Below are 16,630 nucleotides of genomic sequence, written 5' to 3' on the forward strand. Positions count from 1 at the left end.
CTACTTTCCTAACTTTTTAAAACTTGCTGCTGAACCATAATCATCTGGATTGTAATCAGGAATATTAGCCGTCATTTTGACAACCACTTTGCCAATTTCTTTGGTCATTTCTTCCATTAATTCATCAGTGAAAGCTGCTTTTGTTTTTAGTTCATGACGAAGACTAGCTGCTTTTTCATTTTTTTTGAAATAGGCAATTAACTCACGCTTAAATTCTGGCATTTCTTGAACTGGCAATCATTTAATTAACCTTTTTTTAATGGCTAGTAAAATAATTACTTCATCAACTTGTGAAAGTGGCGAAAATTGTTTTTGCTTTAATAGGGCAATAATTCGTGACCCGTGATCTAAAACTGATTTAGTGGTTTCATCAAGATCTGAACCAAACTTAGAAAATGACTCTAGTTCATAATATTGTGCTAATTCTAATTTTAAAGTTCCAGCCACTTGCTTCATCGCTTTGATTTGGGCTGATGAACCAACACGCGAGACCGACAGACCAATATCAATTGCAGGACGAATTCCAGCGTTGAATAAGGCTGTTGATAAGAAGATTTGTCCATCAGTAATTGAGATGACATTTGTTGGAATATAGGCCGAAATATCACCAACTTGGGTTTCAATAATTGGCAATGCTGTAATTGAACCACCCCCATTAGCTTTATTAACTCGGGCAGCACGTTCTAATAAACGAGAATGAAGGTAGAAAACATCTCCAGGGTAGGCTTCGCGTCCTGGTGGACGACGTAAGAGTAATGACATCTCACGATAAGCAACAGCATGTTTTGATAAATCATCATAAACGATTAAAACATCTTGGCCATTTTCCATTCACTCTTCAGCAATTGTAACTCCCGTATAAGGCGCTAAAAATTGTAAAGGGGCAGAATCACTTGCTCCAGCATTAACAATGGTAGTGTAATCCATTGCACCATATTTTTTTAATTTTTCTGCAATTTGGGCAATTGTCGAATCTTTTTGACCAATAGAAACGTAAATACATTTAACATCTTTACCTTTTTGGTTAATGATGGTATCCAAAGCAATCGTGGTTTTCCCCGTTTGGCGATCACCAATGATTAATTCTCTTTGTCCTTTCCCGATAGGAATGGCCGCATCAATTGTTAAAATACCAGTTTCCAAAGATTGGTCGACTGATTGTCGCGCCATCACTCCTGTCGCTAATTTTTCGACAGGCCTTGTTTTTACTTTCTTAAATACTCCATGGTCATCAATTGGTTGACCCAAAGCATTGACCACTCGACCAATTAAATGGTCACCAACACCGGTTTCGACCACTTTACCAGTTCTTTTTACAATATCACCCTCACGGATTAAAGAATCGTCTCCAAGAATAACGGCCCCAACGGCTCCCTCTTCAAGATTCAAAACCATTCCATAAACATCGTGAGGAAATTGGATTAATTCACCCATCATTGCTTGATCTAAACCATTAATTAGGGCTACTCCATCGCCGACGGTAATAACAGTTCCATCTTCTGATTTGATGACATCTTTGCCATAATTTTTGATTTGTTGTCCAATGATTTCGGAAATATCTTTAATATTTAAAGCCATTAACTAATCCTTTCTTAATCCCGCGAAAAATAAACTAATGATGAGGTTTAAACTCTTCGTTAGTTTATTATGAGATCGATTTTATTTTTGGTGTAGAGCACGAGTTTTTAACTGTGCCAATTTTCCTTTGACAGAACCATCAAAAACATGGTTTGCCACTACAACTTCGATTCCTCCAATTAAAGAAGGATCGATTTTATTCACCAAACGTACCTCTTGACCAAAATAATTGGTCATTTTGTTTTCAATAGCCATCAATTGTTTTTCATCTAATGGGCGTACTGTTCAAGCAACTCCATATAAAACATTTTGCAAGTGCATTAATTTTTTTCGTAAATGTTTCATAATGGTACGCGCATAAGAAAACTTGTTGGTTTCCGCTAAAATTTTTAAAGCATTTCCTAAAGTTTCATCAACACCATTATTGATAAATGTTTCATCAATAATTTTTGCCTTGTTAGCTTTTTGGCTTTTGCTATCCAAAATTTTAATGAACTCTGGTTGTCCTTTTAAAACATCAACAATAAGATTGGCTTGATCAATAAATTCATCAACTTTATTATTTTCTAAGGCAATTTTTTTCAAAGCTTCAGCTCAGTTATCAATAACTGTTTCACTAAGCAACATCGTCTTTATTATCCTTATCTAAATTAGCAATAAATTCATCAATCATCTTTTTGTCTTTAGAATCATCAATTTTTTCTTCCAAAATTTTTGAAGCAGCTTGCAAGGCTACGTTAACGATTGCTTCGTGAATTTCACCTTCAGCTTTAGCTCGTTCACGAGCCACCGATTTTTTAGCATAACCTTGTAAGTTAGAAGCTTCGATATTGGCAGCTTCTAAAATATCAGCTTTTTGCGAATCAGCTTCAATGCGGGCTTTTTCCACAATTTCTACCGATTCAGTTTTCGCTTCTCTTAATAATTGGGCTGCGTCCTTACGGTCACGGTTAGCAGTTGTCTGCTTGACAATGGCCTCATTCAAAACTTCATCAATTTTATCCCGACGTTTATCAATTGATTCACGAAAGGGTTTATAAACTACTTTCGCTAAAAAAACAACAATCACAATTGTGGCTAAAACATGGGCAATAAAGTTGGGTAAATTTGGGAATAGTAAACCAACTACATCCGGCACACCCGGAGTATTTGTTAATAAGACCAAAAATTCGTCCATTTTAACCCTCTCTTTCCTTTTCTAGGCCACAAAGATAATCAAAATGGCAATTACCAAGGCATAAATGGCACCTGATTCAGCAATTCCGGCCCCGATAATCATTGTTGAAGTAATTTTTGAAGCGACTTCTGGATTACGACCAATAGCCATACATGCTCCTTGACCAATAATTCCTTGTCCTAAACCAGCTCCAATCATTCCGACTGCAGCTAAACCAGCTCCAATCATCTTTAAACCAAAACCAGTGCTAGTGTCATTAGCATCAGCTAAAAAGTTAGGTAAGATAGTGGCAAAAGCACTAAATAAATTTGCGTATACATTGTTAATTAACTCTGTCATCAACATTTGTTTTAAATCTCCTTGTTTTAAATTAAGACACTATTGCTATGTTTATTTTTACTAAACGACAACAGTGCGTTTTTCATTTTTCAGCGCACGATCTAAATCTAGCTCAACATCACTCTCATGATGTAAGGCCTTACCGTGTCTACGTGCATGACGTTTAACAGTTTCTTTTTCGCCTTCTTCTCCCATTGCTTCGGCTCAATAAGATAGCGTCAACATGGTAAAGACGATTGACTGGATTACCCCATCAAATAAATCAAAGTACATATGCAATCATGGGGCTAATAGTGTCGTGAAAATATTGAAACCGGTTCAAAAGTAAATATATTGTTGGTCTCAATTGGCGGCTCAATCACCATCGCTATTTCAGATTCTCGAAACACTTCCCCCTGCTCATCCGGCTTCAATGCCAATTCCTAAGGCGTAAACCAATCCCATAATGATTGCTCCACCTAATATATTCCCAAATAACCGAAAGGAAATTGAGAAAAGTGGAGTAAATTGTGTGAATAATTCGATAGGGTTTAAGTAACGTTTAAAGTAAGCTAATTTTTGGTAACGAAAACCAAAATAATAAATGAGGATAAAGGTTACAAATCCCATTGAAAAGGCAACTGTATAAGAAGTAGCCACCGATTCAAAGCCTAAGAGACTCAGAATTGAGGAAACTACAATATAAAGAATAATGTACATCGCATAAGGAGTTAATTTTCGGTAGCGACGTCCCATAATGGAAACAACCAAATCTTCGACTTTGGTAATAAACATTTCGACAAGAACGAGAAAACCACTCATTTTTTCACCGACATGGTGGTTGCGAATTTTCACATTATAGATAATCGAAAAGGTACAAATCAAAATGGTTGTTAAAATGATTGATGTTAATTGCATTTGGACTTCTCAAAGCGTGGCGAATTTATTATCGTCTGCTAAAAAAAGTCATCAATTATTAATCAAATTTTTCACCTCCCTTGCTTTTAACATGAACTGGTCGATATTTTTTATTAATCAACCAGGTTTGGAAAAGGGGAATTACTAAAATAGGGGATAAACCGATAATAACGCCCACTCAATAAAATGGCTGTGATGGGATAAGGAGCGCCAATAAAAGTGGCGCCACATAAAGACCCAACCTTAATGTATAGAAAAAATAATATAAATAGTAGTTTTCACTTTTAAGCAGAACCTTTAGACTATAATTTGCTAAATTAAAGGCTAAAATTGCGGAAATTGATCCAATTATCTGACCCGTTAGTCAATTTCACTCAATAATTTTGGCGCCTACTAAAACTCCCAAAATTAATGTGGATATTAAACTAATAGAACAAAAAACAAAATAAACTAGCCACCGTTTTTTGTCTTTAAAAGGTTGATGGCCTAATTTAGTAATGCCTTTTTTCATCGGTGCACGACTCCATTTGTGTTTATTCTACTCTTCTCTTTTTTCCATAGGAATAATTGTACTCCTTTTTCTTTTTATCAAAACTTTTTAAAAAGAAAATTTCGTAAGCTCCTACTGCTTTAATCATAAAAAAAACCTTTCGAAAAAGGGTTTTTTTATGATTATTTAGTTCCAAAAATTCTATCACCAGCATCACCAAGCCCGGGCACAATGTAGCCTTTTTCATTAAGATGATGATCAAGACTAGCAGCAAAAATATCAACATCAGGGTGGGCTTGTACTAAAGCCTTAACTCCTTCTGGGGCTGCGACAAGGCAAACAAATTTAATGTCTTTTGCCCCCCATTGTTTCACAATATCAATAGCTGCGATAGCACTTCCGCCAGTAGCCAACATTGGATCAACAACAATTAAAAAACTATTTTCAATATTGTCAGGGTGCTTAGCATAATATTGTTTTGGCTTCAATGTTGTTTCGTCACGATACATGCCGACATGAGCAATTCTGGCTGTTGGAATTAAGTTTTGAATCCCATCAGTCATTCCTAAACCAGCTCGTAAAATAGGTACGATTACGACAGGGGTTTCAATGGTATAGCCCTTTGTATTTGTAATTGGAGTTTTCACTTCAATAGTTTTTAAAGGAATATCGCGCGTAATTTCATAAACCATTAAGCTGGCGATTTCGCTTAGGTTTTCTTTAAAATCCTTTGATGAAGTGTCAGATTTACGCATACGCGTTAACTTGTCTTGAATCAAAGGGTGTTTGACTTCTGTAAAGGCCATTATTTTCTTCTCCTCTTTTTTCCATTTAGTAATTAGGTCTTAATATTTAAGTCCTTCATAAATAGGAAAAGCTTCACAAAGATTTAAAACTTCTTGGTGCAATTTTGCAAGGTTTTCAGAACTTTGATCTTTTAAAGCGGCCGAAATAATGCGTCCTACTTCGGTAAATTCTTTTTCTTTGAACCCACGAGTCGTCATTGCTGGGGTCCCAACTCGTAGTCCTGAAGTGTTAAAGGGACTTTCTTTATCAAATGGTAATAGTTCCTTGTTGGTTACAATACCAATTGATTCTAAAATCTTTTCAGCCTTACGGCCAGTAATGCCAAAGGTTTCTTTAACTTCAAAGTTGATTAAGTGATTATCTGTACCTCCAGCAACCAAACGTACACCCCCACTTTGTAAGCTTTCTGCTAAAGCTTGGGCGTTTTTGACAATTTGAGCTCCATATTCTCTAAATTCTGGAGTTGAAGCTTCTAATAAGGCTTGGGTTTTTCCAGCAATTAGGTTTTCTAAAGGCCCCCCTTGGGTACCCGGGAAAACAGCAGAATTAATTTGTTTTCCTAAATCAGCTTTCGCTAAAATCATTCCTCCACGAGCTCCCCGAAGGGTTTTGTGAGTAGTAGTAGTCACAATGTCAGCGTATTCAACAGGATTTGGGTGGACTCCAGCAGCTACTAGACCAGCGATATGAGCCATGTCAACCATTAGGTAAGCTCCTACCTTGTCAGCAATTTCTCGAAACTTCTTGAAGTCAATTGTTCTTGAATAGGCACTAGCCCCAGCAACAATCAACTTTGGTTGCTGTTTCATTACTACCGCTTCAATTTCCGCAAAATCAAGTTCTTCAGTTTGCGGATTAACTCCATAAAAAGCAAAGTCATAAAGTGAACCCGAGAAGTTTAGTGGATAACCATGGGTGAGATGACCACCAGCATCCAAACTCATCGATACCACCTTGTCACCTGGTTTTAAAATAGAACGATAAGCTGCTTCATTTGCTTGCGAACCAGAATGAGGTTGAAGGTTGGCGTATTCAGCACTAAATAATTTTTTTGCTGTTTCAATTCCTAAAGTCTCCACTTCATCAATATATTCGCAGCCTCCGTAATAACGTTTTCCTGGATAGCCTTCAGCATATTTATTAGTTAAAATTGATCCATTTGCCATTAAAACAGCATCTGAGACATAATTTTCGGAAGCAATTAATTCAATATGGGTTTGTTGGCGTTTTAATTCATTATTCATGGCATTTTGTAAACGTGTATCTAATTTTCGATTCATATTTGTATCCATTTCTTCTATATTTTTGTCTAAGTTATTAACCAAGGTAATCATCAATAGTGGCTACTCTTTCTACATGGCGTCCACCTTCAAAGTTAGTTTCCAAGAAGGTGTCAACAAGTAACAACGCTTTCTCGATAGCAATCAAGCGTGCTCCTGTAGCCATGACATTTGCATTATTATGTTGTTTAATCAAGGCGGCAGTTTCTAATTCATAAACCAATCCACAGCGAACTCCCTTAACTTTGTTGGCTGCAATTGAAATACCAACGCCAGTGCCGCAAATTGCAATTCCTAAAGACCCTTGGTCTTTATCCTTAGCAATCGCCTCACCAAGACGAAGTCCTTCTTCACTATAACTGCAACTTTGCCCATCGTTAAGAGGACTTAAGTCAACGACTTCATACCCTTTATTTTGAAGATGATTCATAATTGCTCGTTTCATCTTTTCTGCAGTATGGTCATTCGCCATATATATTTTTTGTTTCTTCATTAATTGCCTCCAATCTTATTAATTCTATCAAGTTATTTTTTAGACAACAAAGGACATTACCAAAACGGTTAGGAAAAAGTATAATGAATTTAATAAACCAAATTAGGTTAATAAAGGAGAAATCTATGCGCGATTATATTACGTCAATGGAACTCAAACATTATTTAGACGATGGCTGAAAAATGATTGATGTTCGTTCCCCTCAAGAACTAACTTACCTAAAGAAATATCCTGGGGCCATTAATATTCCTTACCCCAAAGTAATTGACGAAATGACCACGTTGTTTCCGGATAAAAAGAGTAAACTAATCATGTTTTGTAATGCTGGCAATAGGAGTGGTGTTAGCGCTCGGGCTTACCGAAAAAATGGCTATGATAATGTTTACCTACTTCTTGGTGGAATGGAAGGTTTAGATAAATAACAAACAAAAAACTCTAGACGGGGTCTAGAGTTTTTTGTTTATCTAGTCAATATTTTCAACTAAAATTTGGGCACTTTGGTCCTTATAAATCTTTTCATATTTATTGTAAATTTTATCAGTGGTGATGTTTAAATCTTTGGCATCCCCAAAGACTTTATTGATGTCTTTATTTAGGGCACCTCAACGCGTATTTCAACGATCTAATTCTTTTTTCATTGCTAAAAGATTAGCTTTTACTTTATCCAAATTGGCATTTAATTTGCCTTCTTGAAGATGCTTATCAATAATGAATAAAGTCGCCGCTAAGGTTGTTGGAGAGGTAATCCAAACCTTATTTTTCATGGCGTATTGGACAATTTCATCTTGGAAATTAGCAATCACAAATGAAAAAATGTCTTCTGAGGGGACAAACATTATCACACTGCTAATATTATTTTTTGGTGTAATAAATTTCGTCGCTTCCTTAATTCTTTCTTTAAAATCGTGAGCAAATGCACTTAGGTAACGTTCTTGACTTTGCTTATCAGTGGCCATTACGTAGTTATTGTAATTAGTTAACGGAAATTTAGAGTCAATCGCAATGTTTTCTTTATCAGTTCCCGTTTTTACTAAAGCATCAACAATTGTTTGGTTTGGTAAAGTGACTTGAAGTTCTCATAAATCTTGGTTGGCACCATAAACATCATTCAAAAGTTTTTCTAAAACATACTCACCAAGATTCCCTCGCGCTTTATTATTATTTAAAAAGATGTTTTGTAAAGTTTGGACCGAACCCTCAATTGTTTTGATACCTTGCGAAGTCTCATTTAAAACCGTCAGACTTTTCAACACATTTTCAAAGGCTGTATCCATTTTTAATTGTTGTTGGTTGAGGTTAGTTGTCAAACCAGTGTTGTTTGCCATTAGGCCTCGTTGGAGTCCTTGTGATGCCTCATTTAAAGTTGCTAAACTTTTTTTAACATCACCAAAAGAATTTTCCATTTGGGTTCTTTGACTATGCAAATAGTTTGTTAAGAGACCGTTTTTGCCGTTCAAATCATCTTGCAGAGTTTCCACTTTTGCCAAAAGGCCGCCAAGGTGTTCACTAGTTTTAATGTTTGAATCATTAGCGTTTTTATCCAAATCTTTAATGGACTCCTTAAGGTCCTTTTTATAATCATTAAGGGCCTGGTTAACACTTTCGATTTTTGTCGATAAAAGTTCTTTAGAGTGAATAATATCATCCACCTTGGCCATTCCTTCTAAATTAGGAAGCGCCAATGGTTGTTGGTCTAAGGTTCTTTTATCTTGTTGTTTATTATTTCTAATCATTATAAAAAGTAAAATTAATAAGGCCGCTAAGATTAACCCACTTAAAACATAAATCCCAATCATCAAATTCTCCATTATTACCAAACAAAGCATAGCAAAAGAAAAAGCACAATTCTAGACTAGGGGCAAATTACCCTTTGTCAAATTGTGCTTTTTATGTAGATTTATTAAGAAGTTATTAATATTCGTTTTTGTGGTATTCTTCACCAAGAGCCATAACGGCTTCGGCACCAGTTAAACCAGTACCAGCAGGGATTAAGTTTCCTAACATAATGTTTTCTTTTAATCCTTCTAAATGGTCAACTTTTCCACGGATAATTGCTTTTGAAAGTACTCGAGCTGTATCTTGGAACGAAGCTGAAGATAATCATGAGCTTGATTCCAAAGGCGCTTTCTTAATTCCAAAAATAACTGGTTTCACCAAGGCTGGTTTTTTGCCTTCCATTAAGGCTGTTGCTACACTAGCTTTGTAGGCTTGAGTAGTCAAGACTTCACCAGGAAGTAATTCACTATCCATTCCATCAATAACACGGACTTTGTTTAACATTTGTTTAACAATGATTTCGATATATTTATCAGAAATTTCGATTCCTTGTAAACGATAAACTTTTTGAACTTCTTTCAAGATGTAGTTTTGAACATCTTCAACACGAGCCACTTCTAGTAATTGACGAAGATCAATGGCTCCTTCAGTTAGTTTTTGACCCAATTGTACTTTGTCACCAACTTTAACACGCAAAATAGCATGGAATTGCGTATGGTATTTTTTAGTCTCTCAATCATTAACAATGGTAATAGTATAGAAACCATCTTCGTCGGTAATATCTTGGACTTCACCTTCGATTTCAGAAATAATCGCTACCGAACCCTTCGGTGCAGTCACGTCTAACAATTCTTTAATACGTGGTAGACCTTGGGTAATATCGGCATCTCCGGCTACCCCCCCAGTATGGAAGTTACGCATTGTTAATTGCGTTCCTGGTTCTCCAATTGATTGGGCGGCAACAACTCCGACCGGTTCCCCATATTTAACAACTTCACCAGTTGCTAAATCAACACCATAACATTTTTTACATACTCCACGTGATTCTTCACAAGTTAGTACGGAACGAATTGTAACGTTTTTAATACCTGCGGCAACAATTTTTGCCGCTAAGTCTTTGGTAATTAGAGTGTCTTTTGGCACGATAATATTACCGGCTTCATCTTCAATGTCATCAAAGCTATAACGACCAACTAAACGGTCTTTTAAAGGCACGATTACGTTGTCATGTTTTGTGTCCACAATAGCTCCAACATTGAAACCTGTAGTTGCAAAACAGTCATCGCTAGTCACAACGATTTCTTGTGAAACATCAACTAAACGACGAGTCAAGTAACCTGAGTCGGCAGTTTTCAAGGCAATATCAGCCATTCCCTTACGGGCTCCATGAGTTGAAATAAAGTATTCTGACACTGTTAAGCCCTCACGGAATGAAGACTTAATCGGAATTTCTTTAATATCCCCCTTAGTATCGTTCATTAACCCACGCATCCCTACAAGTTGTGTGAAGTTCGAAACGTTACCACGGGCTCCAGAATCAGCCATGACGAAAACTGGATTTTTAGGATCTTGTTTCAAGATATTTGAAAGTTCTTTTTGAATATTATCTTTTAATTCCGACCATACCCCAATGACACGTTGTTTCTTTTCATTAGCAGTTAACATTCCTTGGTTATAGAAATCAGTGATTTCGTTAACTTTCTTATCTGCTTCTTTGAACTCGTCATATTTTTTAGTATAGGCAACAACGTCGCCAGCAGAGATGGTAGTACCTGATTTAGTTGAGAAATAGTAACCAACGTCTTTCATGTTATCTAACATTTGAGCTGTTTTACGTGAACCGTATTTTTCGAAATATTTTTCAATGATTAACGAAAGTTCGCTATTTTTCATTGGTTGGCTAATTTCGTGGTGCTCAATAGCATCCACAATATCTTCACTAAAATCAAAGAGATATTTATGAATCTCGTTTTCAGCTTCGCTGATTTTTGGTGAATTCAATCAGGGGAAAGGTTCTTCAAAAATGTTGTTAAAGATTAAGCGCCCTACAGTAGTTAAAATATATTTATTTTCGCTACCGCGTGGAAATTTGTTACTATTTAAACCTTTAACAGCAATTCCAATTAGGGCATTAAGGTTCAAGTTCCCCATTTCATAAGTACGAATGGCTTCTTGAGCATCATAGAACATCATCCCTTCACCTGAGACACCTTTTTCTTCCAAGGTTACATAGTAATTACCAAGAATCATATCTTGGGTTGGAGTAACAATGGCTTTACCATCCTTAGGTCCCAAAATTGCATTGGCACCCGACATTAAGGCGCGGGCTTCTCCAACCGCTTCTTTCGTAATGGGCACATGGATAGCCATTTGGTCCCCATCGAAATCGGCATTGAAGGCACTAGTTACTAATGGATGTAAGCGAATTGCTTTACCTTTAACTAGTTTTGGTTCAAAAGCTTGGATTCCTAAACGGTGTAAAGTTGGTGCCCGGTTTAAAAGAATTGGGCGGTCTTTAATGACTTGTTCTAAAGCTTCCCAGATATGAGGGTCATTTTGTTGGATCATTTTTTCAGCAACTTTTACATTATCTGCATGATCATGTTCTTGTAATCATTGGATAACAAACGGCTTGAAAAGCACAATCGCCATGTCACGAGGAATTCCGGCTTGATACATTTTCAAGGTTGGTCCGACAACAATTACCGAACGTCCAGAATAATCGACACGTTTTCCTAATAAGTTTTGACGGAAGCGCCCTTGTTTCCCTTTCAAAGTCGAAGTTAATGATTTCAAAGGTCGTTTGTCTTTTCCGACAACAGGACGCGGCTTACGTTCGTTATCTAATAAAGCATCAACAGCCTCTTGCAACATACGTTTCTCATTATTAATAATGATTGACGGTGCACCCATTTCTTTGATTTTTTTCAAACGTTCGTTACGAATGATAATACGACGGTAAAGGTCGTTAATTTCCGAAGTAGTAAATCGACCACCATCTAATTGGATAATTGGACGGATGTCTGGTGGAATTACGGGTAAAACTCTTAAAATCATTCATTCTGGTTTTGCTCCCGATTTTTTCAAAGCATCTAGAACTTCTAGACGACGCATGATTTTGGTTTGTTCCATTGAACCACGTTTTTCGGCTAGTTCATCTTTTAATTTGACAATTGTTCCATCAATATCGATTTTTTTCAAAAGATATTCAACAGCCTCAGCTCCAATCCCAAATTTAGCCCCAGTATATTTAGTAATTAAGTTTGTGGCTTCATCAATTGAAAACGGCACATTAGTATTATCAAGTTCTGATAATAGGCGAGTAGCTTTTTTATAATCACGTGAATTTTCATCATCGATTTTGGCAATAATTGATTTAATAATCACTGCTAATTTTTCACGGGTTTTTGAAGCACTTGATCACCCAAGATCCAATACTTCTCCAACCTTAAGATTTTTAATATCACCGACTTCTAAAACAATGTGTGAAACAAAGTAAACTACTTCTTCTAATTCTTTTGCTTTTAAATCTAACAAAGTGGCGATTCTTGAAGGAGCCACCTTCAGCATTCAAATGTGAGTTACCGGTTCTTCTAATTCAATATGCCCCATACGTTCACGACGGACAATTGATTCAGTTAATTCAACCCCACACTTTTCACAAATTTTTCCTTTGTTCATTGGGTTGGCTTTTTTATATTTCCCACAGGCACATTCAAAGTTTTTAGTAGGCCCAAAAATTCGTTCGTCAAAAAGACCATCTTTTTCGGCTTTTAAACTTTTATAGTTAATTGTTTCTGGTTTTAAAACTTCCCCGTGAGATCATGAGCGAATTGTTTCTGGCGATGCCAATTCAATTTTGATTGCCTTTTTACTTTTATTAAATGCCATCTTCAATCTCCTTTTCTCCGCTTAAGTTAGTTTCATCTTCATAAAGATCATTACTTTCAGCATCATCGCCAAAACCATCAATTTGTAGAGGTGTCGTATCCACTTTGTGACCTTGATCAGCATCTAAATTATTAATAATTTCATCGGTAGTACCAAGTTGTAAGTCCTCATAGGCTAACTTGTTTTTATTCGTGTCTAGACTTTCTTCGTCGTCATAGGCTTTAATGGCCATTTTTTGACCAGCGTCATCTTCCATGTACATGTCAAATCCTAGACCCATAATTTCTTTAGTTAACACATTAAATGACTCAGGAATTCCTGGTTCTGGAATTTCTTTTGAACGCACAATGGCTTCATAAGTTTTGGTTCTTCCCTTAATATCATCAGATTTAATAGTCAAGATTTCGCGAAGAGTATGCGCTGCCCCATAAGCTTCAAGCGCTCAAACTTCCATTTCTCCAAAACGTTGTCCCCCATTTTGGGCTTTTCCTCCCAAAGGTTGTTGGGTAATCAACGAATATGGTCCAACATTTCGGGCATGTAATTTGTCATCAACCATGTGAGAAAGTTTTAGCATGTACATTACCCCAACTGCGATTGGTTTGTCCATTACATCACCGGTTTGACCATCAATTAATTTTACTTTTCCGTAATTAGTCATCCCAGCTTCAGTCATGATTTCGTTAAGTTCTTTATCATTTAATCCTTCAAAGACAGGAGTAGCCACTTTAACGCCAAGTTTTTTAGCAGCCATTCCTAAATGAATTTCAAGAATTTGACCAATATTCATCCGTGAAGGAACCCCTTGAGGATTCAACATAATATCAACTGGAGTTCCATCTTCTAAATGTGGCATATCCTCAATTGGCAAGATACGGGAAATAACCCCTTTGTTACCATGGCGACCTGACATTTTGTCACCTTCTTGGATCTTACGTTTTTGAACGATGTAAATTTTAATCACTTCTAAAACGTCGGCAGGCAAGTCAAAACCATCTTCTCTTGAGAAGCGTTTGATTGATTGCACAATTCCTTCACCACCATTTGGTACTCGAAGCGAATTATCTTTAACATTACGTGATTTTTCACCAAAAATAGCATGAAGTAATTTGTCTTCTGGTGAAAGTTGAGCTTGTCCTTTAGGAGTGACTTTTCCAACCAAAATATCTCCAACCTTGACTTCAGTTCCCGGCGCCACAATTCCATCGGCATCAAGATATTTCTTCGCAGCCTCGCTAATGTTTGGCACATCACGAGTAATATCTTCTGCTCCTTGTTTAGTGTTGCGGCGTTCGATTGAATATTCATCAATATGAATTGAAGTAAAACGATCTTCCATCACAACACGTTCGCTCATAATAATGGCATCTTCAAAGTTGTAACCATTATAAGTTGTAAAGGCAACCACTACGTTTTGACCAATAGCTAATTCACCTTTATCCATTGATGGACCATCAGCAATGATTTGGCCTTTTTCAATTTTGTCACCAACTTTAACAATCGGACGATGTACTAAAGCGGTTCCGTTGTTTGAACGTTCAAAACTTGCTAAAGTATAAGTTTTAATACCTTCTTTTGATTCAGTCGTAATTAAGTTTGAGTCAACATATTTAACAAGAGCATTTTCTTCGGCAACAATAGCTGCTCCAGAGTCACGAGCCGCTTCAAATTCAATACCAGTTCCAACAATTGGTGATTCTGGATTCAATAAAGGGACCGCTTGACGTTGCATGTTGGCTCCCATTAAAGCACGGTTGGCATCATCGTTTTCCAAGAACGGAATTCCCGAAGTCGCAATGGAAACAATCTGTTTTGGCGAGACATCGATATAATCAACATCCTTAACATCGGCAATCATGTCTTCACCTTTATAACGGGCCACAACATTTTTTTCCAAAATTTTGCCATCATCATCTTGTTTAATTGATGATTGCGAAATGATATAGTTTCCTTCTTCACTAGCAGTTAGATAATGAATGTCATTATTGTCAATTACACCATTGGTCACTTTACGGTAAGGAGTAGTAATGAAACCATGTTCATTAACTTGGGCATAGCAAGCTAAGTTGTTAATCAACCCGATGTTTGGCCCTTCTGGAGTTTCAATCGGACAAATTCTTCCGTAATGCGAAGGATGGACATCCCGCACTTCTAAACCAGCGCGATCACGTGATAATCCTCCAGGCCCCAAAGCTGTTAAACGACGTTTGTTTGTAAGCTCCGATAACGGGTTAATTTGGTCCATGAATTGCGATAGTTGTGATAAGTTGAAAAACTCACCAATAATCGCTGTTAATGGTTTGTTGTTAATAATAGTTGAAGGTTTGATTTTGTAAAGGTTTGAAGTTGCTAATTTTTCTTTAACGTTCTTTTCAATACGCATCATCCCAATTCGGAATTGGTTTTGTAATAATTCTCCAACTGTTCTAACACGACGATTTCCTAGATGGTCAATATCATCAATTTCCCCAACATTATTCATTAACGAAATTTCATAAGACATAGTTGCCAAAATGTCGGGTACAGTTAGACATTCTTCGGTTAAACCATAAGGGACACCAATTAAAGTAAGAATTTTTTTGTGATTATCTTTATCGGCATAAATATGCACTTTTTGCACTTGATTTGGTCCAGGAATGGCACTATCAAATTCAATGGTTTCTAACATCACATTCTTAGATAAAATTTCTTGGATATGGCTAAAGTTTTCGCGAGTAACTTCAGTATTTTTAGCAACTAAAACCTTGCCATCAACATCTACAATGTCTTCGGCTAAAGTTTGACCAAGCAAACGATTAGCAACTGTTAATTTTTGTTGTAGTTTAAAACGTCCAGCCTTAGTTAGATCGTATTTACGTTTGTCAAATAGAAGTCCGTAAATATATTTCGATGCTCCTTCGGCAGTGGCAGTTTCACCTTGACGGATTTTTTTATAAATTTCTTGAACCTGATTATCTCAATCAGCTTGTCAATTACCAGTTCAATTATCTTGTTGGTAAGTATTAGCTAACAATGGAGCTTGATCAAAAAGATTTAAAATAGCATCTTTGTGAAGACCTAAAGTGGTTAATAAAGATGTAGCAGTACATTTACGAGATTTGTCAATCTTAACATAGAACAAACTATGTCCTTTATTGTCAGCAAGTTTCTTGGTTTCAGTTTCGAATTCTAACCATGTTCCACGTGAAGGAATAATATCCACTGAATAAATTATTTCCCCATTCTTACGGTTTAGCTCACGGTTGAAATAAGCTCCTGGGGAGCGAACCAATTGCGACACAATTACTTTTTGCGATCCGTTGATAATAAAAGTTCCAGCGTCAGTCATTAAAGGGAATTCTCCCAAGAAAACTTCCCCGGTTTTATAAATAGCCACATTTACTAGTAACATGCTATCTTTATCTTCTAAAACATCGACTTGGATTGAATCTGGGACAGTACTCCCCTTCACCTTTAACTCAAAGAAGTAAGAACTTCCTGAAGATTGTTTAAAGACAATTCCTTTGTTTTCAGTTCTTTCTTTTAATCATTCGGTGATTAATTGTTTTGGGTCAGTAAAGGGAACTTCATTTAAGATTTTGGGAATTTCTTCATGACTTGAAACAGCTAATTTAAGGTTGGCATAAATTGGTGCCTCGTAAATTTTTGATTCACTTTTCGCGGTTGCGATTGAAGTTCTTGGTTGACGAAATTCTCAATTTTCCAATGTTAAAACGGCTGTTCCATCATTGGAAAGGATAGGAAAGACTTCATTAAAAACTTCTTGGATTCCTTCTTTTTGGAATCATTTAAATGTGTTTGTTTGAATTTCCACAAGGTTTGGCAACGGCAATTTACTTGAATACTTTGTATAATCACGGCGCTCAACCCCTCGGTTAACTTTTTTGATTTTATAACTCATT

General features: G+C 36.5%; 13 protein-coding genes. 1 reads left to right on the top strand and 12 read right to left on the bottom strand.

The window, feature by feature from the left end; genetic code table 4:
* The 9 genes from atpA to EFREU_RS03460 form a co-directional block, all read right to left on the bottom strand.
* Entirely contained in the window at positions 1–1,578 is a 1,578-nt protein-coding gene (atpA, locus tag EFREU_RS03420) for a F0F1 ATP synthase subunit alpha (RefSeq protein WP_100609751.1), read from the bottom strand.
* 81 nt (positions 1,579–1,659) lie between these two features.
* Positions 1,660–2,205, bottom strand: a complete 546-nt coding sequence (locus tag EFREU_RS03425; RefSeq protein ID WP_100609752.1) for a F0F1 ATP synthase subunit delta — start codon at positions 2,203–2,205, stop codon at positions 1,660–1,662.
* The gene (gene atpF / locus EFREU_RS03430; protein WP_100609753.1) at positions 2,195–2,755 is read right to left on the bottom strand and encodes a F0F1 ATP synthase subunit B; all 561 of its coding nucleotides are present in this window, start codon (positions 2,753–2,755) and stop codon (positions 2,195–2,197) included. Before atpF ends, EFREU_RS03425 begins: the two co-directional genes overlap by 11 nt.
* A gap of 21 nt (positions 2,756–2,776) precedes the next feature.
* A complete protein-coding gene (locus EFREU_RS03435; protein ID WP_100609754.1) occupies positions 2,777–3,100 on the bottom strand; it encodes an ATP synthase subunit c family protein in 324 nt (107 codons plus the stop codon).
* Between the two features lie 54 nt (positions 3,101–3,154).
* Positions 3,155–4,057 carry a F0F1 ATP synthase subunit A gene (locus EFREU_RS03440; protein ID WP_232673614.1) on the bottom strand — a complete coding sequence of 301 codons (903 nt, stop codon included), beginning with the start codon at positions 4,055–4,057 and terminating at the stop codon, positions 3,155–3,157.
* A complete protein-coding gene (locus EFREU_RS03445; RefSeq protein WP_100609755.1) occupies positions 4,050–4,502 on the bottom strand; it encodes an MG406 family protein in 453 nt (150 codons plus the stop codon). Before EFREU_RS03445 ends, EFREU_RS03440 begins: the two co-directional genes overlap by 8 nt.
* 161 nt (positions 4,503–4,663) lie before the next feature.
* The gene (upp, locus tag EFREU_RS03450) at positions 4,664–5,287 is read right to left on the bottom strand and encodes a uracil phosphoribosyltransferase (RefSeq protein WP_100609756.1); all 624 of its coding nucleotides are present in this window, start codon (positions 5,285–5,287) and stop codon (positions 4,664–4,666) included.
* Between the two features lie 39 nt (positions 5,288–5,326).
* Entirely contained in the window at positions 5,327–6,568 is a 1,242-nt protein-coding gene (locus tag EFREU_RS03455; RefSeq protein ID WP_100609836.1) for a serine hydroxymethyltransferase, read from the bottom strand.
* Between the two features lie 37 nt (positions 6,569–6,605).
* Positions 6,606–7,061 (bottom strand): RpiB/LacA/LacB family sugar-phosphate isomerase, encoded by a 456-nt coding sequence (locus tag EFREU_RS03460; RefSeq protein WP_100609757.1) that lies wholly within the window; start codon positions 7,059–7,061, stop codon positions 6,606–6,608.
* 125 nt (positions 7,062–7,186) lie between these two features.
* On the opposite strand from EFREU_RS03460, the gene EFREU_RS03465 reads away from it, so the two are divergent.
* Complete coding sequence (locus tag EFREU_RS03465; protein ID WP_157844571.1) at positions 7,187–7,483, top strand: rhodanese-like domain-containing protein; 297 nt, start codon at positions 7,187–7,189, stop codon at positions 7,481–7,483.
* Between the two features lie 42 nt (positions 7,484–7,525).
* Here EFREU_RS03465 and rmuC read toward each other — a convergent pair whose 3' ends face one another.
* The 3 genes from rmuC to rpoB all read right to left on the bottom strand — a co-directional run bounded on the left by rmuC (position 7,526) and on the right by rpoB (position 16,629).
* Positions 7,526–8,857, bottom strand: a complete 1,332-nt coding sequence (rmuC, locus tag EFREU_RS03470; protein ID WP_198507955.1) for a DNA recombination protein RmuC — start codon at positions 8,855–8,857, stop codon at positions 7,526–7,528.
* Between the two features lie 115 nt (positions 8,858–8,972).
* Positions 8,973–12,728 carry a DNA-directed RNA polymerase subunit beta' gene (rpoC, locus tag EFREU_RS03475; RefSeq protein ID WP_100609760.1) on the bottom strand — a complete coding sequence of 1,252 codons (3,756 nt, stop codon included), beginning with the start codon at positions 12,726–12,728 and terminating at the stop codon, positions 8,973–8,975.
* Positions 12,718–16,629 carry a DNA-directed RNA polymerase subunit beta gene (gene rpoB / locus EFREU_RS03480; protein ID WP_100609761.1) on the bottom strand — a complete coding sequence of 1,304 codons (3,912 nt, stop codon included), beginning with the start codon at positions 16,627–16,629 and terminating at the stop codon, positions 12,718–12,720. The genes rpoC and rpoB overlap by 11 nt, the downstream gene beginning before the upstream one ends.
* Position 16,630 lies beyond the last annotated feature (1 nt).

The sequence above is a fragment of the Entomoplasma freundtii genome (assembly GCF_002804205.1).
Taxonomy (GTDB): domain Bacteria; phylum Bacillota_I; class Bacilli_A; order Mycoplasmatales; family Mycoplasmataceae; genus Williamsoniiplasma; species Williamsoniiplasma freundtii.